Genomic DNA, 26,797 nt, shown 5'->3' on the forward strand with positions numbered 1-26,797 from the left:
GTGATCGGGGCGCGTTTTTTTATGCCGCGCCGTCGAGGAATTGCTCGGCGTAGTGGCAAGCCACCTGGCGGCTGTCGAGCAGGCGCAGGGCCGGCTCTTCGGTGCTGCAGCGCTCGGTCGCGTACGGGCAGCGCTTGTGGAACGCGCAGCCGGATGGCGGGTTCAGCGGGTTGGGCAATTCGCCGACGATTTTGATTTTCGGCTTGTTCGGGTCCGGGTGAATGGTCGGGGTGGCCGACAGCAACGCCTGGGTGTACGGGTGCAGAGGACGCTCGTAGATGTCGTTCTTCGGTCCCATTTCCACAGGGCGACCGAGGTACATCACCATCACGTCATCGGCGACGTGTTGCACCACCGCCAGGTTGTGGGAGATGAACACGTAAGCGGTGTTGAACTCTTGCTGCAAGTCCATGAACAGGTTCAGCACCTGTGCCTGAATGGACACGTCCAGCGCCGAAGTCGGTTCATCCGCGACCAGCACTTTAGGCTGCAACATCATCGCGCGGGCCAGGGCGATCCGCTGGCGCTGACCGCCGGAGAACATGTGCGGATAACGCTGGTAGTGCTCAGGACGCAAGCCCACCTGCTTCATCATCGCCTGAACTTTCTCGCGACGTTCGGAAGCCGACAGGTTGGTGTTGATCAGCAGCGGCTCGCCGAGCTGATCACCGACTTTTTGCCGTGGGTTCAACGACGCGTAAGGGCTCTGGAACACCATCTGCACGTCTTTGCGCAGCTGCTTGCGTTCAGCCTTGTTCGCGCCGGTGACTTCCTGCCCTGCGATTTTCAAGGAACCGGAGGACGGCTCTTCGATCAGCGTCAGGGCACGGGCCAGGGTGGATTTACCGCAGCCCGATTCGCCGACGACAGCGAGGGTTTTGCCGGCTTCCAGTTCGAACGACACACCGTTCAAGGCGCGCACGGTCGCATGGCCCTTGAACAGGCCACGGGACACTTCGTAGTGACGGGTCAGGTCGCGGGCGGTAAGTACGACGGCCATTACGCCACCTCCTGATTCAGCGGGTAGAAGCAGCGGGCGAGGCTGTTGCTTTTCGGGTCAAGGGTTGGACGTTGCTGACGGCAGGAATTCTGCACATACGGGCACCGCGGCGACAGCAGGCAACCCTGCGGACGGTCATAACGACCGGGAACGATGCCCGGCAGCGTCGCCAGGCGCGTGGCGCCCAGGCTGTGTTCCGGAATCGCCTTGAGCAGCGCTTCGCTGTACGGGTGCGCCGGAATGTCGAACAGCTGAGGAACCTGACCGACTTCGACCGCTTGGCCGGCGTACATCACGCACACACGCTGAGCGGTTTCGGCCACGACCGCGAGGTCGTGAGTGATCAGCACCAGGCCCATGTTCTGCTCTTTCTGCAGCGCCAACAGCAGGTCCATGATTTGCGCCTGAATCGTGACGTCCAGTGCGGTGGTCGGTTCGTCGGCGATCAGCAGTTTCGGTTCGCCGGCAATCGCCATGGCGATTGCGACTCGCTGGCTCATGCCACCAGACAGTTGATGCGGGTAGGCGTCCATACGGCTGGCGGCGCCCGGGATTTCAACTTTTTCCAGCAGTTCGATGGCGCGTGCGCGGGCTTGCTTGCCAGACATTTTCAGGTGCAGGCGCAGCACTTCTTCGATCTGGAAACCGACGGTGTAGCTGGGGTTCAGCGCGGTCATCGGGTCCTGGAAGACCATGGCCAGGTCTTTGCCGACGATTTTGCGACGCTGACGGTTGCTGAGCTTGAGCATGTCCTTGCCGTCGAAATTCAGCGCGTCGGCGGTGACGATCCCCGGATGTTCGATCAGGCCCATCAGCGCCATCATGGTCACGGACTTGCCGGAACCCGATTCGCCAACGATGGCCAGAACTTCGCCCTTGTCCACGGTAATGTCGAGACCGTCGACCACCGGAACGGCGTTCTTGTCGCCGAAGCGAACGTTGAGATTCTTGATTTCTAACAGTGACATTTGAATCTCCTCAGGCGGCATTCTTGAGTTTCGGGTCCAGCGCATCGCGCAGGCCGTCGCCCATCAAGTTGATTGCCAGCACGCTGAGCAAAATGGTCAAACCAGGCAGACTGACGACCCACCAGGCGCGTTCGATGTAGTCGCGAGCCGAAGCCAGCATGGTGCCCCACTCAGGGGTTGGCGGTTGCACGCCAAGGCCGAGGAAGCCCAGTGCCGCGGCATCGAGAATCGCCGAGGAGAAGCTCAAGGTCGCCTGAACGATCAGCGGTGCCATGCAGTTAGGCAGCACGGTGATGAACATCAGGCGCGGCAGCGTGGCGCCGGCCAGGCGCGCAGCGGTCACGTAGTCGCGGTTCAGCTCGCCCATCACCGCAGCGCGGGTCAGACGAACATAGGACGGCAGGGACACCACGGCGATGGCAATAATGGTGTTGATCAGGCCAGGGCCGAGGATGGCGACAATCGCCACCGCCAGCAGCAGGGACGGCAGGGCCAGCATGATGTCCATCAGACGCATGATGGTCGGGCCCAGCAGGCGCGGGTAGAACCCGGCGAACAGACCCAACAGGATGCCCGGAATCAGCGACATCACCACCGACGACAAGCCGATCAGCAGGGACAGGCGCGAACCGTGGATCAGACGCGACAGCAGGTCGCGACCCAGTTCATCGGTGCCGAGCAGGAACTGGATTTGCCCACCTTCCAGCCAGGACGGCGGGGTCAGCAGGAAGTCGCGGTACTGCTCGCTCGGGTTATGCGGTGCCACCCAAGGGGCGAACAGTGCGCAGAAAATCACTAGCAGCATGAACATCAGGCCGGCGACGGCGCCTTTGTTCTTGGAGAACGCTTGCCAGAACTCTTTGTAGGGGGACGGGTACAGCAGGCTTTGATCGACTGCTACCGATGGAATTGAAGTGGTCATGGTCATGATGATCTCAGCGCTGGTGACGAATGCGTGGGTTGGCAAAGCCGTAGAGGATGTCCACCACGAAGTTGACCAGAATCACCAGGCAGGCGATTAGCAGGATGCCGTTCTGCACCACGGGATAATCCCGTGCGCCAATGGCTTCGATCAGCCATTTGCCGATGCCGGGCCAGGAGAAGATGGTTTCGGTCAGGACCGCACCGGCCAGCAATGTGCCGACTTGCAGGCCGACCACGGTCAGTACCGGAATCAGCGCGTTACGCAGACCGTGAACGAACACCACGCGCGACGGCGACAGGCCTTTGGCGCGGGCGGTACGGATGTAGTCTTCACGCAGCACTTCGAGCATCGAAGAGCGGGTCATCCGCGCGATCACCGCCAGCGGGATGGTGCCAAGCACAATGGCCGGCAGGATCAGGTGGTGCAGCGCATCGAAGAACGCACCGACGTCATCGGCCAGCAGCGTGTCGATGAGCATGAAGCCGGTCCGCGGCTCGATGTCATAGAGCAGGTCGATCCGCCCGGACACCGGCGTCCAGCCCAGCGACACCGAGAAGAACATGATCAGGATCAGGCCCCACCAGAAGATCGGCATCGAATATCCCGCCAGGGAGATGCCCATCACCCCGTGGTCGAACAGGGATCCTCGCTTGAGTGCCGCGATCACCCCGGCCAGAAGGCCCAGGATGCCGGCGAACAACAGAGCGGCCATGGACAGTTCCAGGGTCGCGGGGAATAGAGAGGTGAATTCCGTCCAGACACTTTCACGGGTACGCAGGGATTCGCCGAGATCGCCGTGGGCCAATTTGCCAACGTAATCCAGGTATTGGGCATACAGGGGTTTGTTCAGACCTAGGCGTTCCATTGCCTGAGCATGCATTTCGGGGTCGACGCGACGTTCGCCCATCATCACTTCCACGGGGTCGCCAGGAATCATGCGAATCAGTGCGAAAGTCAGCAAGGTGATGCCGAAGAATGTGGGGATCAATAACCCCAATCGGCGGGCAATAAAACTAAACATCTTGTGGTGTACCTCATCAGCCGGTTAGGCGTGCCCGGCATTCCTGGGTCAGGAATGCCGGTAGTTTCTTATCTACTTCACCTGGGTGGTGGCGAAGTTATTAGTGGTGAGCGGGCTAATGTGATAGCCCTCTACGTTGTTGCGCATTGCGGTGAACATACGGGTGTGCGCCATGCTGATCCATGGCTGGTCCTGATTGAAAACTTCCTGGGCTTGCTCATAGAGCGCTGCGCGTTCCGCCGGGTTCACTTTAGCCCGGGCTTCATCGATCAGCGCCTGGAACTTCTCATTGCACCAGCGCGCGTAGTTTTCGCCGTTTTTGGCGGCTTCGCAACTGAGCATAGGCGTCAGGAAGTTATCCGGATCGCCGTTATCGCCCGCCCATCCGGCAGACACCATGTCGTGCTCGCCGTTTTTCGCGCGTTTGAGCATTTCGCCCCATTCCATGACGCGAATGTCGACCGTGATCCCGACCTTCGCCAGGTCAGCCTGCATCATCTGCGCGCCGAGCATCGGGTTCGGGTTGGTTGGACCGCCGCCGTTACGGGTGAACAGGGTAAACGTAGTGCCTTCCGGCACGCCGGCTTCCTTGAGCAGGGCGCGAGCCTTGTCCAGATCCCGTGGCGGATTCTTCAGGTCGTGGTTGTAGCCCAGCAGGGTGTCCGGGTACGGATTGACCGCCACGGTCGCATTGCCTTTGCCGAACAGCGCGTTGACGTACGCGGCCTTGTCGAAGGCGATGTCGATGGCTTTACGTACGCGCACATCACTCATGTACTTGTGCGAAGTGTTCATCGCGATGTACGAAACGGTCATCGCGTTCAGTTCATCGACACTCAGTTTGGCGTCTTTCTTGATGCTCGGGATGTCATCCGGTTTCGGATACAGCGCAATTTGGCACTCGTTGGCCTTGAGCTTTTGCAGGCGCACGTTGTTGTCAGTGGCGATGGCCAGGATCAGCGCGTCAGCCGGTGGCTTGCCGCGGAAGTAGTCCGGGTTGGCCTTGAAGCGAACCTGTGCGTCCTTGTTGTAGCGCTGGAACACAAACGGGCCGGTGCCGACCGGTTTGTTGTTCAGGTCGCCCATTTTGTCGGCCTTGAGCAGTTGATCGGCGTACTCGGCGGAGTAGATCGATGCGAACGCCATGGCGATGTCGGCCAGGAAAGGCGCTTCGCGACGGGTCAGAGTGAATTTGACGGTGTTGTCGTCAACCTTCTCGACGCTTTTAAGCAGCTCTTTGAAACCCATGCTTTCAAAGTACGGGAAGCCTACGCTCGATTGTTTGTGCCAAGGGTGATTTGGGTCCAGCTGCCGCTGGAAGCTCCAAAGTACGTCGTCGGCATTCATGTCGCGGGTCGGCTTGAAATATTCGGTGGTGTGAAACTTGACGCCTTTGCGCAGGTGGAACGTGTAGGTCAGACCGTCCTCGCTGATATCCCAGGACTCGGCCAGTGCCGAAATCACTTCCGTGGTGCCGGGCTTGAAATCCGCCAGGCGATTGAAGATGGTTTCAGCCGCGGCGTCAGCGGTGACTGCAGTCGTGTACAGGGCGGTGTCGAAACCTTCCGGACTGGCTTCGGTGCAAACCACCAGGGGTTTGGCCGAGACGCCAACAGCGACACTCAGCAACGCGGCAGCGATGGCCGCACGTAGGGGAAGCATTTTCATCAAAGAACCCTCTGCAATCGGTTGAAGATAAAAAACCGAACGGCCGACTCGTCATGAGTCAGCCGTCGGGCAGTGTTTTACAAAATCTTGAACGGGATGGTGGTCACGAGACGGAACTCGTTGATGCTGCCGTCAGCCTGGTTATCGCTGGCGCGGTGAGTGGTGTAGGTCGCGCGGACGGTGGTCGCTTTAAGCGGGCCGCTCTGCACGGCGTACGCAGTACCAATGCCGTATTCATAGTGGTTTTCGCCGTCCATGTTGCGAACGTCGTAGGCGGTACCGGTGTAGTGAGTACCGTCAATGCCCCAGCCGCGAGCCTGGTAGATGTTGAACTTCAGACCGGGTACGCCGTATTCAGCCATGTTGAGGCCGTAGGCGATCTGGAAGGACTTCTCGTTCGGGCCGTTGAAGTCCGACAGCAGGGAGTTGGCCAGGTAGATGCCGTTGGTTTCGTGCAGGTAGTCGAAGTACTCGTTACCGTTCACTTCCTGGTACGAGAATGTCAGGCTGTGGGCCTGGTGAGTCAGGCCGAGCGACAGCGAGTAGGTGTCGTTGTCGATTTCGCCCAACAGCTTTTTGCCTTCGTCGACGGTCTTGTAGTAGTTCAGGCCGGTCGTCAGGCTCAGTACCGAGCTGTCGCCCAATACGTGGCTGGCGCCGAAATAGTACTGGTTCCACAAGTCTTCGGCCTGGGTGCCCCACAGGCTGGTGGTCAGGCTCGCGAACGGCTGGTAAGTGATACCAGCGGTGTTCACGTGATCGGCTTCTATGACGGTGTCGGCGTATTCGGAGCGGAATTTACGCTGGCTTTCTTCGGTCCGCGGTGAGTTGCGATCGAAGGTGCCGAGGTCGAACGACAGGTTCTCCAATTCTTCGCTGTGCAGGGTGACACCCTGGAAGCTCGAAGGCAGAGGACGGTTACCGATGACGTCTACCTGTGGGCTGCTGAAGTTCTGACGCCCGGCGGTCAGGGTGGTGTTGGAGAAACGCGCCTTGACGTTGGCCAGGCCCAGTTTGCTCCACTGACCCTGGGCGTCACCGCCGTCTTTGGTCAAGGTACGGTTGTTGCCAAGACCAGGAACGCCGTTCAGTGGTGCGCCACCATTGGCGGAGGCAAGGTCTTTGCGGTCACGGTCCAGGGCGATGGCGTTGTAAGCCGCGACTTCAGTGCTGAAGCCGACAGTACCCTCGGTGAAGCCCGAGTTGTACTTGATGATGGTGCCCTGGACCCAGTTGATACGACGATCCGTGTCGGTCGGTACACCACTCTTGTTGTACTTGAAATGGGCGCCACGTTTCAGTTGCTCATTCGCATACCAGTTGCGTGTGGAACCAGTGATCGACTGGCCTTCGACAAAGCCGGTGGCTTCACTCTGAGCACTTTTCTCTTTCACGGTAACCGGGGTGAACGCCTGGCTCTGAGTTTCTGCGTACGCCGAGGCGGTTACGCTGCTGATGGCCAAGGCCAATAACGCGGTGCTGCTCAGTTTCATGGGTGACGCTCCTTTCTATTTTTTTTTGCCGGTCTTTTTTGGTGATCGGCTATCTGGTTTTGAACTCATTCAAGGCATCGCAAACGTTTGCTTTGTCCTGGTCAACGAATGACGGCCATACGCTTGCGTGAGGGCGTATTGCGCCCCCAGCGTTTCTGGCTAATCGGTTACTTTTCTATGCTGACGCCCGAGAACACGTTACGACCGAAAGGACTCACCTTGAATCCTTCGATTTTGGCGCTCAACGGCTGGTTAACCGTCGAGTGGGCGACGGGCGTCATGGGCACCTGCTGCTTGAGGTACTGCTGCGCTTGTTTGTAAAGCACGGTGCGCTGGTCGCGGTCGGTGACGACCTTGGCCTGCTTGATCAGCTTGTCGTAAGCCGGATCACACCACATGGAGTAGTTGTTGCCGCCAATGGCGTCGCAGCTGTACAGCGTGCCGAGCCAGTTGTCCGGGTCCCCGTTGTCACCGGTCCAGCCGATCAGGCTGATGTCGTGTTCGCCATTCTTGGTGCGCTTGATGTACTCGCCCCATTCGTAGCTGACGATCTTGACCTTGAGGCCGATCTTCGCCCAGTCAGCCTGAAGCATCTCGGCCATCAACTTGGCATTCGGGTTGTAGGGACGTTGGACCGGCATGGCCCAGAGGGTAATTTCAGTGCCTTCCTTCACGCCGGCAGTCTTGAGCAGTTCCTTGGCTTTTTCCGGGTTGTAGGCGGCGTCTTTAATGGTCTCGTCGTAAGACCATTGGGTCGGTGGCATGGCGTTGACCGCCAGTTGACCTGCACCTTGGTAAACGGCGTTGAGAATGCCTTGTTTGTTCACCGCCATGTCCAGCGCCTGGCGCACTTCGAGCTGGTCAAAAGGCTTGTGGCGCACGTTGTAGGCGATGTAGCCGAGGTTGAAACCGGGCTTCTCGATGAGCTTGAGTGTCGGGTCGTTCTTCAGCGCGGTCACGTCGGCAGGGCGTGGGTGCAGGGTGATCTGGCACTCGTTGGCCCTGAGCTTCTGCACGCGCACCGAGGCATCGGTGTTGATGGCGAAGATCAGGTTATCGAGCTTGACCCGGCTCGGGTCCCAGTACTGCTTGTTGCCGGTGTAACGGATGTTGGAATCTTTCTGGTAGCTCTTGAACACGAACGGCCCGGTGCCGATCGGCTTCTGGTTGATATCACTCGGTTTGCCTTCAGCCAGCAATTGGTCGGCGTATTCGGCGGACAGGATGGCGGCGAAGCTCATGGCGATGTTCTGGATGAACGCGGCGTCCACGCTATTGAGCGTCATGACCACGGTCAGCGGCCCGGTCTTCTCGACCTTGGCGATGTTCTTGTTCAGGCTCATCCCGTTGAAATACGGGAACTCGGTCGGATAAGCCTTACGGAAAGGTTGCTGTGGATCAAGCATGCGATTGAACGTGAACAGCACGTCATCGGCGTTGAAATCACGGGTCGGTGTGAAGTATTTGGTCGTGTGAAATTTCACCCCTTCGCGTAGGTGAAAAGTGTACTTGAGGCCGTCCTCGGAAATATCCCAGCGAGTGGCCAGGCCTGGTACGACGTTGGTGGCGCCTTTTTCGAACTCTGCCAGTCGGTTGTACAACGGCTCGGCGGCGTCATTATCGGTCGCGGTCGTGTACTGCGCAGTGTCGAAGCCAGCGGGGCTGCCTTCGGAGCAGAACACCAGGCTGTTATTGGCGGCCTGGCTAATGGAAGTGGCGGCCAATAGACCGGTGCCCAGCAATGCGGATAAAACCAAGGTATGTCGCATGACGCTCGCTCTTTATTCTTAGTGTTTTAACAATGAGCCGTCCCGTCCAGAGACGTGGAGGCCTCACTGATCCCAAACCATGAAGTGCAGCAATAACCGAGAGCCCACGCCTGCACTGGTCAGATCCCGACGGTATGAGCGATGGGTCTGGCAGTAAATGCGTAAAGTCCTAAAGACTTGTAGGAAAGGTCAACGCGTCCGACACCGCTGCCGTAATACTCAGCGGAAATGGATGTAGGTTGTTTCCTACTTTCTCGGCAGATAAAGCATCGGCGACGTCAAAAACGTCGCCGATGCAAAACCTTATTTGCTGACGCTGACGCCGTAGAAGGAGTTCAAGCCAAACGGGCTGATCTTGAAGTCCTGCACGTTGTCGCGCATGGGTTGGTACACCGTCGAGTGAGCGATAGGTGTCATTGGAACGGCGTCCTTGAGGACGTGTTGCGCCTGTTTGTACAGTTCGGTGCGCTTTGCCTGGTCGGTTGTGCGCTTGGCTTCTTTCACGATGCCGTCAAACTTCTTGTCGCACCACTTGGAGAAGTTGTTGCCGCTCAGCGAGTCGCAACCAAACAACACGTTGAGCCAGTTGTCCGGATCACCATTGTCGCCGCTCCAGCCGATGATCATCGCCTGGTTCTCGCCGCCTTTGGAGCGCTTGATGTACTCGCCCCATTCGTAGCTCTGGATCTTGACATTGAGACCGATCTTGGACCAATCGGACTGCAGCATTTCTGCCATCAGCTTGGCGTTCGGGTTGTATGGACGCTGCACCGGCATCGCCCACAGAACGATTTCGGTACCTGGTTTAACGCCGGCTTCCTTGAGCAGCTCTTTAGCTTTCTCAGGATCGTATTTGGCGTCTTTGATGGTGGTGTCGTAGGACCACTGGGTCGGCGGCATGGCGTTAACAGCCAGTTGGCCGGCGCCCTGATAAACGGAATCAATGATCTGCGGTTTATTCACCGCCATGTCCAGCGCCTGGCGAACTTTCAGGTTGGCCAACGGGTTTGGCTCATTGCTGCCCTTGACCTTGTCCATCACGTTGTAGGCGATGTAGCCCAGGTTGAAACCGGCCTGGTCCGGCATTTTCAGGGTTTTGTCTTCCTTCAGCGCCTTCAGGTCGGCCGGACGTGGGAACAGAGTGATCTGGCACTCGTTCTTCTTCAGCTTCTGAATACGTACCGACGGGTCGGTGGTGATGGCGAAGATCAGGTTGTCGATCTTGACGTCTTCAGGCTTCCAGTAGTCCTTGTTCCCGGTGTAGCGGATGTTGGAGTCTTTCTGGTAGCTCTTGAACACAAACGGGCCAGTACCGACAGGTTTCTGGTTGATGTCGGCGGCTTTGCCTTCCTTGAGCAGCTGGGCAGCGTACTCGGCGGACTGGACCGAGGCGAAACTCATGGCCATGTTCTGGATGAACGCGGCATCAACTTCTTTGAGGGTGAACTTGACGGTGTGGTCGTCGACTTTATCGATCTTGGTGATGTTGGTGTCCATCCCCATGTCGGTGAAGTACGGGAATTCGGTCGGGTACGCTTTGCGGAACGGATCATCCTTGTTAATCATGCGATTAAAGGTGAACAGCACGTCGTCGGCGTTGAACTCACGAGTCGGCTTGAAGTACGGGGTGGTGTGGAACTTGACGCCTTCACGCAGGTGGAAGGTGTAAGTCAGGCCGTCATCGGAGATGTCCCATTTGGTCGCCAGACCGGGAATGACAGCGGTGCCGCCACGTTCGAACTGAGTCAAACGGTTGAACATGGTTTCTGCAGAGGCGTCGAAGTCGGTTCCGGTGGTGTACTGACCAGGATCAAAACCGGCCGGGCTCCCTTCGGAGCAAAACACCAGGTTAGTCGCCGCTTGGGCGAAAGGTGCGCTAGCTAACAAACTTGCGCCGACTAAAAACGGAATGACCGCGTGTTTAAGCATGGTGGCCTCATGATTTGTTGTCATTTTTGGAATTAGAGGACGACCTCGTGAGTCGTGCCTGCCGATACTTATGCAGGGGCCATACCCATTGCAAGATCCAGAGCGGCCACAAGTCTTAAACAGTGGTACGAACGTACCTTAATGTCGCATATGTATAAATTCAGGTGCATTTGACCGTTTGCGCAGGTTTTTTCCGGTGCAAATTGCGCACCGACAGAGGGCGGCCGGGGCGCTTGGCGCACCCGGTTGGAGCGAGGTGTTACTTATTTTTACCCACACCATAGAAGGGTGTGAGACCGAACGGGCTGATCTTGAAGTCGGTGACTTTCCTGCGCAGCGGCTGGAACACCGTCGAGTTCGCAATCGGTGTGATAGGTACATGTTGCTTAAGGATTTGTTGTGCCTGTTGGTACAAATTGATGCACGGCTGCATTACATGGCGCTGGCTTGCCTGCGATGGCGGCCGTGCTTTCACCACAAAGCATGACTGTTACAACCAGATTCTTCTGGCACAAAAAAACCGGCGATCACTCACTGATCGCCGGTTTTTTATTCAGCCCTTACCTAATCACTGCATCAACACTTCAATCGCCCCATCCGCCGTCATGCTGACCTGGCTGGTGCCCGCCTCAACCTCAGGCGTGACCGGCGCCGAATCCATGCTCGCCGCTTTCATCATCATCGGCCCACGCATGTACGGCTGTGGATAACCGTTGCTGTTCAAGTTCAGGTTAACGATTTTGTAACCCTTGCCGCCCAAGGCGTCGGTCGCCAGTTGAGCGCGGGCCTTGAAGGCAGACACGGCTTCTTTAAGCAGCGCGTCTTCGCTGGCCTTGCGGGTTGGTGTGGCGATGGCGAAGTCCATGCCGCCCATCTTCAGGTCGGTGAGCAGTTCGCCGGTCAGTTTCGACAGCGCGGCGAAGTCAGAGCTTTCCAGGCGCAGTTCGGCGCGTTCGCGCCAGCCGGTGATTTTCTGGCCCTTGGTGTCGTAGATCGGGTAGCTGTTGCGGCTGCCTTGGCGCAGGGTGATGCCTTTGACTTCTTTGGCCTGGGCCAGCGCTTTGTTCATGGTGGTGCTGACGTCGGCGGCGAGTTTCGCCGGGTCGGGGTTTTGTTCTTCGGTGTAGAGGGTCACGATCATCAGGTCACGGGCGACTTCCTGACTGACTTCGGCGCGCAGGGCGATCTGGTTGTAATGAAGTTCGTCGGCGGCCAGGGCCGGGAGGCTGGCGACGGTGCCAACGCTTAAGGCAAGAAGGGCGGCGCTGCGGCGCAATATGTGCATGAAAAGCTCCTTGGACGATGCGCAGGGGTTAAGGTCCGAACCTGCGTGAAACCATCAGACTCTAGCTTTTATGATCCGGTTCGCACAGTTACAACTTCTATACAGATCGACGCGACCCTGTAGCAGCTGCCGAAGGCTGCGTTCGAGCGCGAAGCGGTCGCCATTGGGCTGACGCGTTTTACCTGAAGGAATGAGGTCTCAGGTTTACGAGCGCTTCGCGCTCGAACGCAGCCTTCGGCAGCGGCTACAAGAGCTTTGTGTGGGCTGAAGGCCTGTGGCCGTTTGCCGCACTTTTGCCTGCCAGCCCCCGTGCTTGGTTATACTCCGTGCGATCCGCCTGGAGCGCTCATCAGGAGAGCTCATGCTCGCCCCCGTTCAAATCACTTCCGCGACTCGCCAGAATCTTTGGCGGCTGACGTTCATCCGCACGTTGGTGTTGGCCGCTCAGGCCGGTTCCGTGGGCCTGGCCTACTGGCTGGACTTGCTGCCGCTGCCTTGGTTTCAACTGGCCGCGACCCTCGGTTGCTCGATGTTGCTGTGCGCGTTCACGGCCATTCGCCTGCGCACCTCATGGCCGGTTACCGAGCTCGAATACGCCGTGCAACTGGCCTGCGACCTGTTTATCCACAGTGCGTTGCTGTATTTCTCCGGCGGTTCGACCAACCCCTTCGTCTCTTATTACCTGGTGCCGCTGACCATCGCCGCCGTGACTTTGCCATGGCGTTATTCGGTGATTCTGTCCGGTATCGCGTTGACGATGTACACCCTGCTGCTGGCGCGCTTTTATCCGCTGCAAACTTTCCCGATCGCTCGAGAAAACCTCCAGGTTTACGGGATGTGGCTGAGTTTCGCCCTGGCCGCGGCAGTCATCACCTTCTTCGCCGCACGCATGGCCGAAGAGTTGCGCCGTCAGGAAGAGCTGCGTGCCATCCGTCGTGAAGAAGGTTTGCGTGATCAGCAATTGCTGGCCGTCGCCACCCAGGCCGCCGGTGCCGCCCATGAATTGGGTACGCCGCTGGCGACCATGAGCGTGCTGCTCAAGGAAATGCAGCAGGATCATCACGATCCAATGCTGCAGGACGATCTGAAGGTGCTGCAAGATCAGGTCAAGGCGTGCAAGCAGACCTTGCAGCAACTGGTGCGCGCCGCCGAGGCCAACCGGCGTCTGGCGGTGGAGATGCAGGACGTCACCGATTGGCTCGACGAAGCGTTGAACCGCTGGCACCTGATGCGTCCGGAAGCCAGTTATCGCTTCCAACGCTTGGGCCAAGGCAGCGTTCCGCGCATGGCGCCGCCGCCGGACCTGACCCAGGCACTGCTGAATTTGCTCAACAACGCCGCCGACGCTTGCCCCGAAGGGCTGCAAGTGACGCTGGACTGGAATGCCGACGACCTGACCATCAGCATCCGCGACCACGGCGCCGGTGTGCCGCTGGCCATCGCCGAGCAGATTGGCAAGCCGTTTTTTACCACCAAGGGCAAAGGTTTCGGCCTGGGCCTGTTTTTGAGCAAGGCCAGCGTGACACGCGCCGGCGGCTCAGTGAAACTCTACAGTCATGAGGAAGGCGGCACGCTCACCGAGCTGCGCCTGCCCCGTGTCGCCCGAGGAGACGAACATGAGTGACGAGATCCAAGTCGAAGGCGAAGGCGAAGAACTGCCGCATTTGCTGCTGGTAGACGACGACGCAACTTTTACCCGGGTGATGGCCCGTGCCATGGCCCGCCGCGGCTTTCGCGTCAGCACCGCCGGTTCCGCCGAAGAAGGCCTGACCATCGCTCAGGCCGACCTGCCGGACTACGCCGCGCTGGACCTGAAAATGGACGGCGATTCCGGCCTGGTGCTGTTGCCCAAGCTACTTGAGCTGGACCCGGAAATGCGCGTAGTGATCCTCACCGGTTACTCGAGCATTGCCACCGCTGTCGAGGCGATCAAGCGCGGCGCCTGCAATTACCTGTGCAAACCGGCGGACGCCGATGACGTGTTGGCCGCGCTGCTTTCCGAGCACGCCGACCTCGACACGCTGGTGCCGGAAAACCCGATGTCGGTGGATCGCCTGCAGTGGGAGCACATCCAGCGCGTGCTGACCGAACACGAAGGCAACATCTCCGCCACTGCCCGCGCCTTGGGCATGCACCGCCGTACGCTGCAGCGCAAACTGCAGAAGCGTCCGGTCCGTCGCTGAACAGGCGCTGAACGATTATCGCCAACCCTCGCGATAACCCGAACCGATCATCTATGATCGGTTCGTGTGTGTTCTTTTCTTTATCGAGCCTTATCCATGAATCAGAACGCTGAATATTGCGCGGTCAATGATGCTGTGCGCGGGCAGTTTTTTCGCAAAGTCTGGGCCATGACCACCCCTTACTGGCGCAGCGAAGAGAAGGGCAAGGCCTGGACGTTGCTGATCGCCGTGATCGCGCTGTCGCTGTTCAGTGTGGCGATTTCGGTGTGGATCAACAGTTGGTACAAGGACTTCTACAACGCCCTGCAGAAAAAGGACGAAGCGGCCTTCTGGCAGTTGATTGTGTATTTCTGCGGCATCGCTGCGGTGGCGATCCTTGGCGCGGTGTATCGGCTCTATCTGACGCAGATGCTGACGATTCGCTGGCGGGCCTGGCTCACCGAGAAGCATTTTGCCCGTTGGCTCAGCCACAAGAATTACTACCAGTTGGAGCAGGGCGGATACACCGATAACCCGGACCAGCGGATTTCCGAAGACCTCAATAAATTCACCAGCAACACGTTGGGCCTGGGGCTCGGGTTGATTCGCAACATCGTCAGCCTCGTATCGTTCTCGATCATTCTGTGGGGCGTGTCGGGCAGTATCGAAGTGTTTGGTTTCACGATTCCCGGCTACATGTTCTGGTGCGCGCTGGTATACGCCGCCGTCGCCAGTTGGCTGACGCATTTGATTGGCCGTCGCCTGATCGGCCTCAACAACAACCAGCAACGCTTCGAAGCCGACCTGCGTTTCTCCATGGTGCGGGTTCGCGAGAATGCCGAAAGCATTGCGCTGTACAACGGCGAGCCAAATGAGAACCGCCGCTTGAGCAGCCGTTTCGGGAGGGTCTGGCACAACTACTGGGACATCATGAAAGTGTCCAAGCGCCTGACTTTCTTTACTTCCGGTTATGAGCAGATCGCAGTCATTTTTCCGTTCATGGTCGCCGCGCCGCGTTACTTCACTGGCAAGATCCAGCTGGGTGAGCTGATGCAAATCAACTCGGCGTTCGCTAACGTCCAGGATAACTTCAGTTGGTTCATCACGGCGTACCAGGACCTTGCCGAATGGCGCGCCACCTGTGATCGTCTGCTGAGTTTCCGTCAGGCCATGACCGACAACGAAGAGCGTGCGCCGGCGATTGATGTGCAAAACCATGGCTCGGCGTTGAAGGTGCATAACCTTGGCCTCGACCTGGCGGATGGTCGTCACCTGCTGACCAACGCCGACATGACCGTGGAGGAGGGCGAGCGCGTCATGCTCAGCGGGCGTTCCGGCAGCGGCAAGTCGACCTTGCTGCGGGCAATGGGGCATTTGTGGCCGGCAGGTCATGGCAGCATTCGTCTGCCGACGGCACGGTATCTGTTCCTGCCGCAAAAGCCTTATTTGCCGATTGGCACGTTGCGTGAAGCGCTGAGTTATCCACAGCCTGGCGATACGTATCCGCACGAGCGCTACGTTCATGTGCTGGAAACCTGCCGTTTACCGCATCTGGTGTCGCGTCTTGATGAAGCGAATCACTGGCAGCGCATGCTGTCGCCGGGTGAGCAACAGCGTCTGGCCTTTGCCCGTGCGCTGCTGTATGCACCGCAATGGCTGTATATGGACGAAGCGACCTCGGCGATGGACGAGGAGGACGAGGCATCGCTGTATCAGGCCTTGATCGATGAAATTCCGGGATTGAGCATTGTCAGCGTCGGGCATCGCAGCAGCCTGAAGCGGTTCCATCCACGGCATGTGCGCATTGAAAATGGGCATCTGGTGGATCAAACCGTGACCGCATAAACACCGCCGTCTCTACAGGGTCGGTGGTGATCGTACAACCGCGTTGAGCTATGATGCGGTTTCAGCCGCAACTTTCGAGAAAGACGTTCACCATGGAAAACCCGATCGACGCACCACGCCTCCCTCGCAAGCGCCGCAGCCTCGCTCAGGAACTGGTAACGGTGCTGTCCGAGCAGATCCGCGACGGTCACCTCAAACGTGGCGACAAGTTGCCCACCGAGTCGGCGATCATGGATGCCCATGGCGTCAGTCGCACCGTGGTGCGCGAAGCGATTTCGCGTCTGCAGGCCGCAGGCCAGGTTGAAACCCGCCACGGTATCGGCACGTTTGTGCTCGACACCCCAAGCCCGAGCGGTTTCCGTATCGACCCGGCCACCGTGGTGACGTTGCGCGATGTGCTGGCGATTCTGGAATTGCGCATCAGCCTCGAAGTAGAGTCCGCCGGCCTTGCCGCGCAACGCCGCAGCCCCGAACAGCTGGCGTTGATGCGAACGGCGCTGGACGCGTTGAATGAAAGTGTCTCCCATGCCAGCGATGCCGTGGCGTCCGACTTCCAGTTCCACCTGCAAATCGCCCTGGCGACGGGCAATCGCTATTTCACCGACATCATGACCCACCTGGGCACCAGCATCATTCCGCGTACACGCCTCAACTCCGCGCGCCTGGCCCATGACGATCAGCAGCACTACATGAATCGCCTGAGCCGTGAGCACGAAGAGATTTATGATGCGATTGCCCGCCAGGATTCCGATGCGGCCCGGGCGGCCATGCGCTTGCACCTGACCAATAGCCGGGAGCGGCTGCGCCATGCGCATGAAGAGGCTGAGGCTCAGCGGGGGTAAGGATCGTTCCCACGCAGAGCGTAGGAACGATCAGGTGGGGAGTTAGCCAGTCCTGAGAATTGAACGATCTACCCTCACGGCGAATTCAGCGACCCCCGGTTTGGCATCGAACGCTACATTCCCATGCTCATCCACAACCCCCCGAGCAATCGGCACCCCCTTGGCCAACAACTCCAGCGGCGCACCCTTCAGCGATTGCCCCGAAGCCAATTCCAGTTTCAATTTGATAGTCATTTTTGATCTCCTTATCAGGCAACGTTGCCAGTGGGTTTATAGTCCTTAAGCAGCAGGTAAGTGCTCCAGCCCCACCAGCCGTCCACCGTGGCGGTGTCGTTGAGGTTGTTCACGTCCTTGCGCCGCAGCACCTTGTTACCCTCGACCTTGAACAACGGCGAGAAATTGCCCGCCGGGTTCAGCACCGCTTGCAGGTCAGGCAGTTTTTTCAGCGCCGCGAAACTTCCGGGCGACGGTGCGATCCCGCTGAGGTACGCCGCAAACACTTCATCCGCCGACACCTGAACCGCCTGATTCACCTGGACGCGGTTGGCGTTATCGATGGCGTCGAAGTAGCGCTTGTCCCCATACGCGTGCCATTGATCGCCGTTGCCGTTGCGCACATTGAGGCCGAACTTGCTGTCTTCGTCGTGCATGAAACGAGTGATCAACGAACCCAGATCGTTGGGCGTAACCACCGCTGCCAATTGTTTGCGTGGCACTCGCAGGTGGCCGGCGGAAAACAGGTCAGTCAGGTAGTGATCGGCAAAAGCATTCATCGCATAGGCCCGCTCCAACTGCTTCTCATCGTCGCTGTTGTGGGCCTGCACCGCTTGCTGCACCGCTGCGGTGTGCCCGGCGATATACGCCAGCAGCGCCCATTCGGCGAAGTGATCGGCATTGTTGGCGGCCAGTTTCAGGTAGCGCCCCAGCGGAAACAGCGCCGAGACAAAACTGCCGCCGCCGGTGATTTTATTCCACTCTTCCGACAACGTATCTCCGAGCGCGTCGTACGCTTCGTGCGGTTGTTTACCGTCCTTGATCGCCTGTTTAACGGCAGCGATTTCCTTCTGCATGACACCGAGGATCAGCTTTGCCTCGGCATTGGAGGCTGGCAGCACCGCCAGGGAGTTGAAGGCGTTGGTAAAGCGCTGGATTCGATCCGCAGCGGTGGCGCCTTCGCTGATGGGTTGATTGGGAATGCCATAAAAATCGCCGCCCAGCGCGACGATCTGGCCGTAAGTCAGCGCCAACCCATTCGGCAAATGCAGTTCTACCTGCGAAGCCGCAATAGCGGGCGCGTCCTTGATGAAACGCAGCAGTGTGCTGTCACCGATAGCGGTGTGCTCGCCTCCCTCGAACCGCAGCTGTGGCTTGCCTTTCAAGGCTTTGCCCGTCGAAGCGTTGGGCGCATCGTTGTGCTCACCCAGTTGCAACAACAGTGACTCGTTGCCAGTGATGGCGATGCCCTGCTCGGTAAAAAGGTCATCCAGATTCGCAATGACCTGCTTGGGTTTTTCCTGCGGGGATGTGTGTAGACCTGACATTTCTATCTCCTTGATATGTCATCGGTACGATCAAAAGTAACTGTATGTATATACAGTTAATTGGATCATAGATGAGAAATTTCCTACGTCAAGAAAATACCTTTCCGACTCAAATTCTGGGGTTGGCGATGAAATGCAGTTGACGGTTATTTATTAAGTTGTACGATGACCTACAACTTCAGCGCAGGCTGAATGGTTTTCTCACACACATACGTCGCTACCCAGGGTGTTCGAATAATGAATCCACAAGAACTGAAGTCCATCCTCTCTTCCGGTCTGCTGTCTTTCCCGGTTACCGATTTCAATGCTCAGGGCGACTTCCATCGCGCGGGCTACATCAAACGTCTCGAATGGCTGGCCCCATACGGCGCCTCGGCATTGTTCGCCGCGGGCGGCACCGGTGAGTTCTTCTCTCTGGCGGCCAGCGAATATTCGGAAATCATCAAGACGGCCGTCGACACCTGCGAAACCAGCGTGCCGATCCTGGCCGGCGTTGGCGGTTCGACCCGTCAAGCCATCGAATACGCACAGGAAGCCGAGCGTCTGGGCGCCAAAGGCCTGTTGCTGCTGCCGCACTACCTGACCGAAGCCAGCCAGGACGGTGTTGCCGCCCACGTTGAAGCCGTGTGCAAATCGGTGAACATCGGCGTGGTGGTTTACAACCGCAACGTCTGCCGCCTGACCGCGCCATTGCTGGAACGCCTGGCCGAGCGCTGCCCGAACCTGATCGGCTACAAGGATGGCCTGGGCGATATCGAGTTGATGGTGTCGATTCGTCGTCGCCTCGGTGATCGCTTCAGCTACCTGGGCGGTTTGCCGACCGCCGAAGTCTACGCAGCGGCTTACAAGGCCCTGGGCGTACCGGTTTACTCCTCGGCGGTGTTCAACTTCATCCCGAAAACCGCGATGGATTTCTATCACGCCATTGCCCGCGAAGATCACGCCACCGTTGGCAAGATCATCGACGACTTTTTCCTGCCGTACCTGGACATCCGTAACCGCAAAGCGGGTTACGCGGTGAGCATCGTCAAGGCCGGGGCAAAAATTGCAGGCTTCGACGCAGGTCCTGTGCGGGCGCCGCTGACCGATCTGACCGGCGAAGAGTACGAAATGCTCGCCGCGCTGATCGACCAGCAAGGTGCTCAGTAACACACCCGATTAAACAAGGCCGCTGAGCAATCAGCGGCCTTTTGTGTGAGGACTTCTTTTTAAGGGGAAAGCCTGTGGCTGATACAACGCGTTTCGATAACTACATCAACGGTGAATGGGTGGCGGGCAGTGATTACTGCGCCAACATCAACCCGTCCGAACTGACCGAAACCATTGGCGAATACGCCAAGGCTGATCCGGCTCAAGTCCATGCTGCCATCGACGCCGCTCGCGCCGCGTTCCCGGCGTGGTCGACTTCGGGCATTCAGGCGCGTCACGATGCGCTGGACAAAGTCGGCAGCGAAATCCTCGCTCGCCGCGAAGAGCTCGGCACTTTATTGGCCCGGGAAGAGGGCAAGACCCTGCCTGAGGCCATCGGCGAAGTCACTCGCGCCGGCAACATCTTCAAGTTCTTCGCCGGCGAATGCCTGCGCCTGTCCGGCGACTACCTGCCGTCGGTGCGTCCGGGCGTGAACGTCGAAGTCACTCGCGAAGCGCTGGGTGTGGTCGGTCTGATCACGCCATGGAACTTCCCGATCGCGATCCCAGCGTGGAAAATCGCTCCGGCCCTGGCCTACGGCAACTGCGTCGTGCTGAAACCGGCGGACCTGGTGCCGGGTTGCGCTTGGGCGCTGGCCGAAATCATCTCCCGCGCAGGCTTCCCGGCCGGGGTGTTCAACCTGGTGATGGGCAGCGGTCGAGTGGTGGGCGATGCGCTGGTGCAGAGTCCAAAAGTCGACGGCATCAGCTTCACCGGTTCCGTGGGCGTTGGTCGTCAGATCGCCGTCAGCTGCGTGTCGCGCCAGGCCAAGGTTCAGCTGGAAATGGGCGGCAAGAACCCGCAGATCATTCTCGACGACGCCGACCTCAAGCAAGCGGTCGAGCTGTCGGTACAGAGCGCGTTCTACTCCACCGGCCAGCGTTGCACCGCCTCGAGCCGCTTCATCGTCACCGCCGGGATTCACGACAAGTTCGTTGAAGCGGTGGCCGAGCGCATGAAGTCGATCAAGGTCGGTCACGCGCTGAAAACCGGCACCGACATCGGTCCGGTGGTTTCCCAGGCTCAGCTTGAACAAGACATGAAGTACATCGACATCGGCCAGTCCGAAGGTGCACGTCTGGTCAGCGGCGGCGCTCTGGTGACCTGCGATACCGAAGGCTACTACCTCGCGCCAACCCTGTTTGCCGACAGCGAAGCCGCGATGCGCATCAGCCGTGAAGAGATTTTCGGCCCGGTCGCCAACGTGGTTCGCGTAGCGGATTACGAGGCCGCGCTGGCCATGGCCAACGACACCGAATTCGGTCTGTCCGCGGGCATCGCCACCACATCGTTGAAGTACGCCAACCACTTCAAACGCCACTCCCAGGCGGGGATGGTGATGGTCAACCTGCCGACGGCGGGCGTGGATTACCACGTTCCATTCGGTGGGCGTAAAGGTTCATCCTATGGCTCCCGCGAGCAAGGTCGCTACGCGCAAGAGTTCTACACCGTCGTGAAGACCAGCTACATCGGCTCCTGACAGGAAACACCGCGGTATCGGCATCGATACCGCAACCCCTGTAGCAGCTGTCGAGTGAAACGAGGCTGCGATCTTTTGATCCTGAAAAGCAAAGATCGCAGCCTCGTTTCACTCGACAGCTGCTACAGGGATAAACAGTTTCACCCGCGCATAAAAATAATCAGTGGGAGTACATCTACATGCAAGCGACCAAGCCGACTCACGTCCGCTATTTGATTTTGCTCATGCTTTTCCTGGTGACCACGATCAACTACGCCGACCGGGCCACTATCGCCATCGCAGGCTCCAGCCTGCAAAAAGACCTCGGCATCGACGCGGTCACCCTCGGTTACATCTTCTCTGCATTCGGTTGGGCCTACGTAGCCGGGCAAATTCCCGGTGGCTGGCTGCTGGACCGTTTTGGCTCGAAAAAAATCTACGCGCTGAGCATTTTCACCTGGTCGCTGTTCACCGTGTTGCAGGGCTATGTCGGTGAGTTCGGCGTGTCCACGGCGGTGGTTGCGCTGTTCATGCTGCGCTTCCTGGTGGGCCTGGCCGAAGCGCCATCCTTCCCCGGTAACGCGCGCATCGTTGCGGCCTGGTTCCCGACCGCTGAACGCGGTACGGCGTCTGCGATTTTCAACTCGGCGCAATACTTCGCCACGGTGCTGTTTGCGCCACTGATGGGTTGGATCGTCTACAGCTTCGGCTGGCAGCACGTGTTCATCGTCATGGGCGTGATCGGCATTATCTTCTCGGGGATCTGGCTGAAGGTTATCCACAGCCCGCGCCAACACCCGATGATCAATGATGCCGAGTTCAAACACATCGCCGATAACGGCGGCATGGTCGACATGGATCAGGACAAAGGCAAAGGCGCCAAGGCCGACGGTCCGAAGTGGGACTACATCCGCCAGTTGCTGACCAACCGCATGATGCTCGGCGTGTACCTTGGCCAATACTGCATCAACGGCATCACTTACTTCTTCCTGACCTGGTTCCCGGTGTACCTGGTGCAAGAACGCGGCATGACCATCCTCAAGGCCGGTTTCATTGCCTCGTTGCCGGCGATCTGCGGCTTTATCGGTGGTGTGCTTGGTGGGGTGATTTCCGACTACCTGCTGCGCAAGGGGCATTCCCTGACCTTCGCCCGCAAGGCGCCGATCATTGCTGGTTTGCTGGTCTCCAGCAGCATCGTGGCCTGCAACTATGTCGATGTTGAATGGATGGTCGTCGGTTTCATGGCCTTGGCGTTCTTCGGTAAAGGCGTGGGCGCGTTGGGTTGGGCGGTGGTGTCTGACACGTCGCCGAAGCAGATCGCCGGTCTCAGCGGTGGTTTGTTCAACACCTTCGGCAACATCGCTTCGATCACCACGCCAATCGTGATCGGTTACATCATCAGCTCCACCGGTTCGTTCAAATGGGCGCTGGTGTTTGTCGGTTGCAACGCCCTGGTGGCGGTGTTCAGCTACCTGGTGATCGTGGGGCCGATCAAACGTGTGGTCCTCAAAGAGCCGCCAGTCAGTGGGCCTGAAACCAATAGCAAATTGTCACAAGCGCATTCTTGAGGAGCGGCGTCATGCAGTTGATTGAACATTCCGACTCGCCGCGCTACATCCGCTTGCACGCGCGGGACAACGTAGTGATCGTGGTCAATGACCAGGGCGTGCCCGCCGGCACCAAATTTGCGGACGGTCTGGTGACCCTGGACTTCGTGCCACAGAGCCACAAGGTCACCCTGGAAGACATTTCCGAGGGCGGCCAGGTGATTCGTTATGGCCAGACCATTGGCTACGCGTTGCAGCCGATTCCGCGCGGCAGCTGGGTCAAGGAAGATCAACTGCGCATGCCCACTGCGCCACCGCTGGACAGTTTGCCGCTGTCCACCGAAGTGCCGGCGGCGCAGGCACCGCTGGAAGGCTTTACGTTCGAGGGTTATCGCAACGCCGACGGCACCGTCGGCACGCGCAACATTCTGGGGATTACCACGACGGTTCAGTGCGTCACTGGCGTGCTCGATCATGCGGTCAAGCGCATCAAGGACGAGTTGCTGCCCAAGTACGCGAACGTCGATGACGTGGTCGCGCTGACCCACAGCTACGGCTGTGGCGTGGCGATTACTGCGACTGACGCGTACATCCCGATCCGTACCGTGCGCAACCTGGCGCGTAATCCGAACCTGGGTGGCGAAGCGCTGGTGATCAGCCTCGGCTGCGAGAAATTGCAGGCCGGGCAGGTGATGCACGAGAACGACAGCTCGGTGGATTTGAGCGATCCGTGGCTGTACCGCTTGCAGGATTCCAGTCACGGTTTCACTGAGATGATCGAGCAGATCATGGCGTTGGCCGAGACCCGTTTGAAGAAACTCGATCAGCGTCGCCGGGAAACGGTGCCGGCGTCCGAGCTGATTCTCGGCATGCAGTGCGGCGGCAGCGATGCGTTTTCCGGCATCACCGCCAACCCGGCGTTGGGCTATGCCTCGGACCTGCTGCTGCGGGCGGGCGCGACGGTGATGTTTTCCGAAGTCACCGAAGTGCGCGACGCCATTTACCTGCTGACGTCCCGTGCGGAAACCGAGGAAGTGGCTCAGGAACTGGTGCGGGAAATGGACTGGTACGACCGTTATCTGGCCAAGGGTGAAGCGGATCGTAGCGCCAACACCACGCCGGGGAACAAGAAGGACGGATTGTCGAACATTGTCGAGAAGTCATTGGGCTCGATCGTCAAATCCGGCAGCAGCGCGATCAATGGGGTACTGGGCCCTGGCGAGCGTTTCAAGCGCAAAGGGCTGATCTTCTGTGCGACACCGGCCAGTGATTTTGTCTGCGGGACGTTGCAATTGGCGGCAGGGATGAACCTGCATGTGTTCACCACCGGGCGTGGTACGCCTTATGGGCTGGCAATGGCGCCGGTGGTGAAGGTGTCGACCCGGACCGAACTGGCGCAGCGTTGGCCGGACCTGATCGACATCGATGCCGGGCGGATTGCGACCGGGCGGGCCTCGATTGAAGACCTCGGCTGGGAGTTGTTTCACTATTACCTGGATGTGGCCAGCGGCAAGAAGCAGACGTGGGCGGAGAAGCACAGGCTGCATAACGACATTACCTTGTTCAACCCTGCGCCTATCACCTAAGACCGCGTTATCGTTCTTCGCGGGCAAGCCTCGCTCCACAGGTTCGGTGATCCCCTGTAGGAGCGAGGCTTGCCCGCGAAGTCGGTTTAACAGGCGCCAGAGGACTTGGTGGCTTATCATTAGCCCCCTAACGACGCTCACCCAAGGTTACCCCCGGCATGCTGGCTATCTTCCTCGAAACCCTGAACATCACCGCGCCGGTGTTTGCCATGCTGTTTCTGGGTGTGCTGCTCAAGCGCATCGACTGGATCAACGACAACTTTATCCACACTGCGTCGGCCCTGGTGTTCAACGTCACCATGCCGGCGTTGCTGTTTCTGGGCATCCTGCATGCCGACCTGCACGCCGCGTTGCAACCGACACTGCTGATTTATTTCTCGCTCGCCACTCTGGCGAGTTTCGCCATCGCCTGGGGCTGGGCGATCTGGAAGTGCCCGCGGGAAGACCGGGGGATTTACACCCAAGGCGCATTTCGCGGCAACAACGGGGTGATCGGCCTCGCACTGGCAGCGAGCATGTACGGCGACTACGGGATTTCCCTCGGGGCGATTCTTGCGGCGTTGGTGATCCTGCTTTACAACACGCTCTCGACCATTGTGCTGGCGGTTTACAGCCCGGTGATCAAGTCCGACCCTTGGAGCATCTGCAAAAGCGTGATGGTCAATCCGCTGATCATCAGCGTGTTGGTGGCGGCGCCGTTTGCCTACTTCAAGATCAGCTTGCCGGGATGGCTGGAGACGTCCGGCCAGTATCTGGCGCAAACCACCCTGCCATTGGCGTTGATCTGTATCGGCGGCACGCTGTCACTGGCGGCACTGCGCAAAAGCGGCAACCTGGCGCTGAGCTCAAGCCTGGTGAAGATGATCGGCCTGCCGGTTCTTGCAACACTGGGGGCGTGGCTCTGGGGCTTTCGTGGTGCGGAGTTGGGGATTCTATTCCTGTACTTCGGCAGCCCGACCGCCGCGGCCAGTTTTGTCATGGCCCGTCAGGCCAATGGCAATCATGAACTGGCGGCAGCGATCATCGTGATCACCACCTTGATGGCCGCGGTCACCACCAACATCGGGATCTTCTTGTTGCAGTGGGGCGGGTGGATCTAGTCGGCTTTTTGGTAGCTGTCGATCACTTCCTGCGCCGCCCGAAACGCATCGATTGCCGCCGGAACACCGGCATACACCGCGCAATGCAGCAACGCCTCGCGAATCTCTTCCACGGTGCAGCCATTGTTCAGCGCACCACGCACGTGACCTTTCAATTCCTGCGGGCACTTCAATGCGGTCAGCGCGGCGAGGGTGATCAGGCTGCGGGTTTTCAATGGCAGGCCTTCGCGGTTCCAGACGCTACCCCAGGCGTGCTCGTTGACGAAATCCTGCAGCGGTTGAGTGAACGCGGTGGCATTGCCCTGCGCGCGGTCGACGAAGGCGTCGCCCATCACTTGGCGGCGTACTTCAACGCCAGGCTTTCTATCATCGGTCATGGCAATTCACTCTTGTGGTGTTGGCGACGCCAGGCGCGCAGCGACGTGAACAGCAAAAACGCCAGCAGCGCCGGCAGCGCAAAAAACAGCATCAGGTGTTCAAGCTTGCCGGCCAGCGGCATGCCGGTGGTGAACGACACCACGTGCAGACCGTAAGCCAGATACAAACCCAAAAACATCAGACCTTCGGCGCGGGTCACCCGGTAACCGGAATAGAACACCGGCAGGCACAACACCGCGACGCCGAGCATTACCGGCAAGTCGAAATCCAGGGCGTTGGGCGATACCGACAGCGGCGACGGCGCGATCAACGCGGTGAAGCCCAATACGCCCAAGAGGTTGAACAGGTTGCTGCCGATCACGTTGCCCACGGCGATGTCGCGCTGACCGCGCAAGGCGGCAATCAACGAGGTGGCCAGTTCCGGCAGGGAGGTACTGACAGCGACGATGGTCAGGCCGATGATGCGTTCCGACAGCCCGAGATCGGTCGCGACCGAAACCGCCGCGCCCAACAGCAAGTGCCCGGCGTAGACCAGCATTGCCAATCCGCTGACGATCATCAGCAAGCTGCTGATCCAGGGTGCTTGCGGGACTTCGTGAGTCGTCGATTGCGGACGGGCCGAGTGCCGCGACTGGCGCAGCAGCAGGCCCAGATACAGCGCCAGAGCCGCCAGCAGCATCACGCCGTCGGCGCGGGTCAGTTCTTTGTTCCAGGCCAATACGAACACCAGCAGGCTGGCGCCGATCATCAGCGGAATATCCAGGCGCACCAGTTGCCGTGAAACCCGCAGCGGAATGATCATCGCCGAGAGTCCGAGGGTGACGAGGATGTTAAAGATGCTACTGCCGATCACGCTGCCGACGGCGATGTCGGCGTTCTGCGCCAGGGTGGCTTGCACGCTGACCGCCATCTGCGGGGCGCTGCTGCCGAGGGCGACGATGGTCAGGCCGATAATCAGCGGTCGTACATGCAGGCGCGCGGCGAGGCGCACGGCGCCACGCACCATCAGCTCGGCGCCGGCGATCAGCAACAGCAAGCCGCTGAGCAATTCAATCACGCTGATCAGGGGTAAATCGGCAAGTCCGAAAAT

The 26,797-nt window shown here is 59.1% G+C and carries 22 protein-coding genes; 9 read left to right on the forward strand and 13 right to left on the reverse strand.

All coding sequences use genetic code 11. From position 1 onward, the window contains the following. Positions 1–19: 19 nt before the first annotated feature. The 9 genes from QK293_RS00770 to QK293_RS00810 form a co-directional block, all read right to left on the reverse strand. Positions 20–1,000, reverse strand: a complete 981-nt coding sequence (locus QK293_RS00770) for a peptide ABC transporter ATP-binding protein (protein ID WP_282375031.1) — start codon at positions 998–1,000, stop codon at positions 20–22. Then, positions 1,000–1,968 carry an ABC transporter ATP-binding protein gene (locus QK293_RS00775; protein WP_282375032.1) on the reverse strand — a complete coding sequence of 323 codons (969 nt, stop codon included), beginning with the start codon at positions 1,966–1,968 and terminating at the stop codon, positions 1,000–1,002. Before QK293_RS00775 ends, QK293_RS00770 begins: the two co-directional genes overlap by 1 nt. Positions 1,969–1,978: 10 nt before the next feature. Further along, the gene (locus tag QK293_RS00780) at positions 1,979–2,890 is read right to left on the reverse strand and encodes an ABC transporter permease subunit (RefSeq protein WP_282375325.1); all 912 of its coding nucleotides are present in this window, start codon (positions 2,888–2,890) and stop codon (positions 1,979–1,981) included. 13 nt (positions 2,891–2,903) lie between these two features. After that, positions 2,904–3,914 (reverse strand): ABC transporter permease subunit, encoded by a 1,011-nt coding sequence (locus QK293_RS00785; RefSeq protein ID WP_282375033.1) that lies wholly within the window; start codon positions 3,912–3,914, stop codon positions 2,904–2,906. Positions 3,915–3,986: 72 nt separating this feature from the next. Beyond that, on the reverse strand, positions 3,987–5,582 hold the full coding sequence (locus QK293_RS00790; protein ID WP_282375034.1) for an ABC transporter substrate-binding protein: 1,596 nt from the start codon (positions 5,580–5,582) through the stop codon (positions 3,987–3,989). Positions 5,583–5,659: 77 nt separating this feature from the next. Further along, positions 5,660–7,075, reverse strand: coding sequence for an OprD family porin (locus QK293_RS00795; RefSeq protein ID WP_282375036.1), 1,416 nt, complete (start codon positions 7,073–7,075; stop codon positions 5,660–5,662). A gap of 167 nt (positions 7,076–7,242) precedes the next feature. Beyond that, on the reverse strand, positions 7,243–8,844 hold the full coding sequence (locus QK293_RS00800) for an ABC transporter substrate-binding protein (protein ID WP_282375037.1): 1,602 nt from the start codon (positions 8,842–8,844) through the stop codon (positions 7,243–7,245). Positions 8,845–9,147: 303 nt separating this feature from the next. Continuing rightward, on the reverse strand, positions 9,148–10,773 hold the full coding sequence (locus QK293_RS00805; RefSeq protein WP_282375039.1) for an ABC transporter substrate-binding protein: 1,626 nt from the start codon (positions 10,771–10,773) through the stop codon (positions 9,148–9,150). 568 nt (positions 10,774–11,341) lie between these two features. Beyond that, entirely contained in the window at positions 11,342–12,058 is a 717-nt protein-coding gene (locus QK293_RS00810) for an SIMPL domain-containing protein (RefSeq protein ID WP_282375042.1), read from the reverse strand. A gap of 361 nt (positions 12,059–12,419) precedes the next feature. On the opposite strand from QK293_RS00810, the gene QK293_RS00815 reads away from it, so the two are divergent. The 4 genes from QK293_RS00815 (at position 12,420) to QK293_RS00830 (ending at position 16,907) form a co-directional block, all read left to right on the forward strand. After that, entirely contained in the window at positions 12,420–13,682 is a 1,263-nt protein-coding gene (locus QK293_RS00815) for an ATP-binding protein (RefSeq protein ID WP_282375044.1), read from the forward strand. After that, positions 13,675–14,241, forward strand: coding sequence for a response regulator transcription factor (locus QK293_RS00820; RefSeq protein WP_008148925.1), 567 nt, complete (start codon positions 13,675–13,677; stop codon positions 14,239–14,241). Before QK293_RS00815 ends, QK293_RS00820 begins: the two co-directional genes overlap by 8 nt. 96 nt (positions 14,242–14,337) lie before the next feature. Beyond that, the gene (locus QK293_RS00825; RefSeq protein ID WP_282375046.1) at positions 14,338–16,065 is read left to right on the forward strand and encodes an ABC transporter ATP-binding protein/permease; all 1,728 of its coding nucleotides are present in this window, start codon (positions 14,338–14,340) and stop codon (positions 16,063–16,065) included. A gap of 92 nt (positions 16,066–16,157) precedes the next feature. Further along, positions 16,158–16,907 (forward strand): FadR/GntR family transcriptional regulator, encoded by a 750-nt coding sequence (locus QK293_RS00830; protein WP_282375048.1) that lies wholly within the window; start codon positions 16,158–16,160, stop codon positions 16,905–16,907. A 42-nt stretch (positions 16,908–16,949) separates the two neighbouring features. Here QK293_RS00830 and QK293_RS00835 read toward each other — a convergent pair whose 3' ends face one another. Both QK293_RS00835 and QK293_RS00840 read right to left on the reverse strand, forming a co-directional pair. After that, entirely contained in the window at positions 16,950–17,141 is a 192-nt protein-coding gene (locus tag QK293_RS00835) for a hypothetical protein (RefSeq protein ID WP_282375049.1), read from the reverse strand. 14 nt (positions 17,142–17,155) lie between these two features. After that, the gene (locus tag QK293_RS00840) at positions 17,156–18,448 is read right to left on the reverse strand and encodes a phospholipase (protein WP_282375050.1); all 1,293 of its coding nucleotides are present in this window, start codon (positions 18,446–18,448) and stop codon (positions 17,156–17,158) included. Between the two features lie 237 nt (positions 18,449–18,685). Here QK293_RS00840 and kdgD point away from each other — a divergent pair, with 237 nt between their 5' ends. From kdgD to QK293_RS00865, 5 genes are all read left to right on the forward strand, one after another. Further along, positions 18,686–19,597, forward strand: a complete 912-nt coding sequence (kdgD, locus tag QK293_RS00845; RefSeq protein WP_282375052.1) for a 5-dehydro-4-deoxyglucarate dehydratase — start codon at positions 18,686–18,688, stop codon at positions 19,595–19,597. A 74-nt stretch (positions 19,598–19,671) separates the two neighbouring features. Continuing rightward, a complete protein-coding gene (locus tag QK293_RS00850) occupies positions 19,672–21,117 on the forward strand; it encodes an aldehyde dehydrogenase family protein (RefSeq protein WP_282375054.1) in 1,446 nt (481 codons plus the stop codon). Positions 21,118–21,296: 179 nt separating this feature from the next. Further along, positions 21,297–22,664, forward strand: coding sequence for an MFS transporter (locus QK293_RS00855; protein ID WP_282375057.1), 1,368 nt, complete (start codon positions 21,297–21,299; stop codon positions 22,662–22,664). Positions 22,665–22,675: 11 nt separating this feature from the next. Then, positions 22,676–24,229 carry a galactarate dehydratase gene (gene garD, locus QK293_RS00860; protein ID WP_282375059.1) on the forward strand — a complete coding sequence of 518 codons (1,554 nt, stop codon included), beginning with the start codon at positions 22,676–22,678 and terminating at the stop codon, positions 24,227–24,229. Between the two features lie 158 nt (positions 24,230–24,387). Next, positions 24,388–25,329: an AEC family transporter gene (locus QK293_RS00865; protein ID WP_282375060.1), complete on the forward strand. Its 942-nt coding sequence runs from the start codon at positions 24,388–24,390 to the stop codon at positions 25,327–25,329. Here the strand turns inward: QK293_RS00865 and QK293_RS00870 are convergent. Further along, on the reverse strand, positions 25,326–25,706 hold the full coding sequence (locus tag QK293_RS00870; RefSeq protein WP_282375061.1) for a carboxymuconolactone decarboxylase family protein: 381 nt from the start codon (positions 25,704–25,706) through the stop codon (positions 25,326–25,328). The two genes, QK293_RS00865 and QK293_RS00870, sit on opposite strands and share 4 nt — an antisense overlap. Continuing rightward, a complete protein-coding gene (locus QK293_RS00875) occupies positions 25,703–26,764 on the reverse strand; it encodes a calcium/sodium antiporter (protein ID WP_282375062.1) in 1,062 nt (353 codons plus the stop codon). Before QK293_RS00875 ends, QK293_RS00870 begins: the two co-directional genes overlap by 4 nt. Between the last annotated feature and the right edge of the window lie 33 nt (positions 26,765–26,797).

Source organism: Pseudomonas sp. AL03, from assembly GCF_029960815.1.
Classification (GTDB): Bacteria; Pseudomonadota; Gammaproteobacteria; order Pseudomonadales; family Pseudomonadaceae; genus Aquipseudomonas.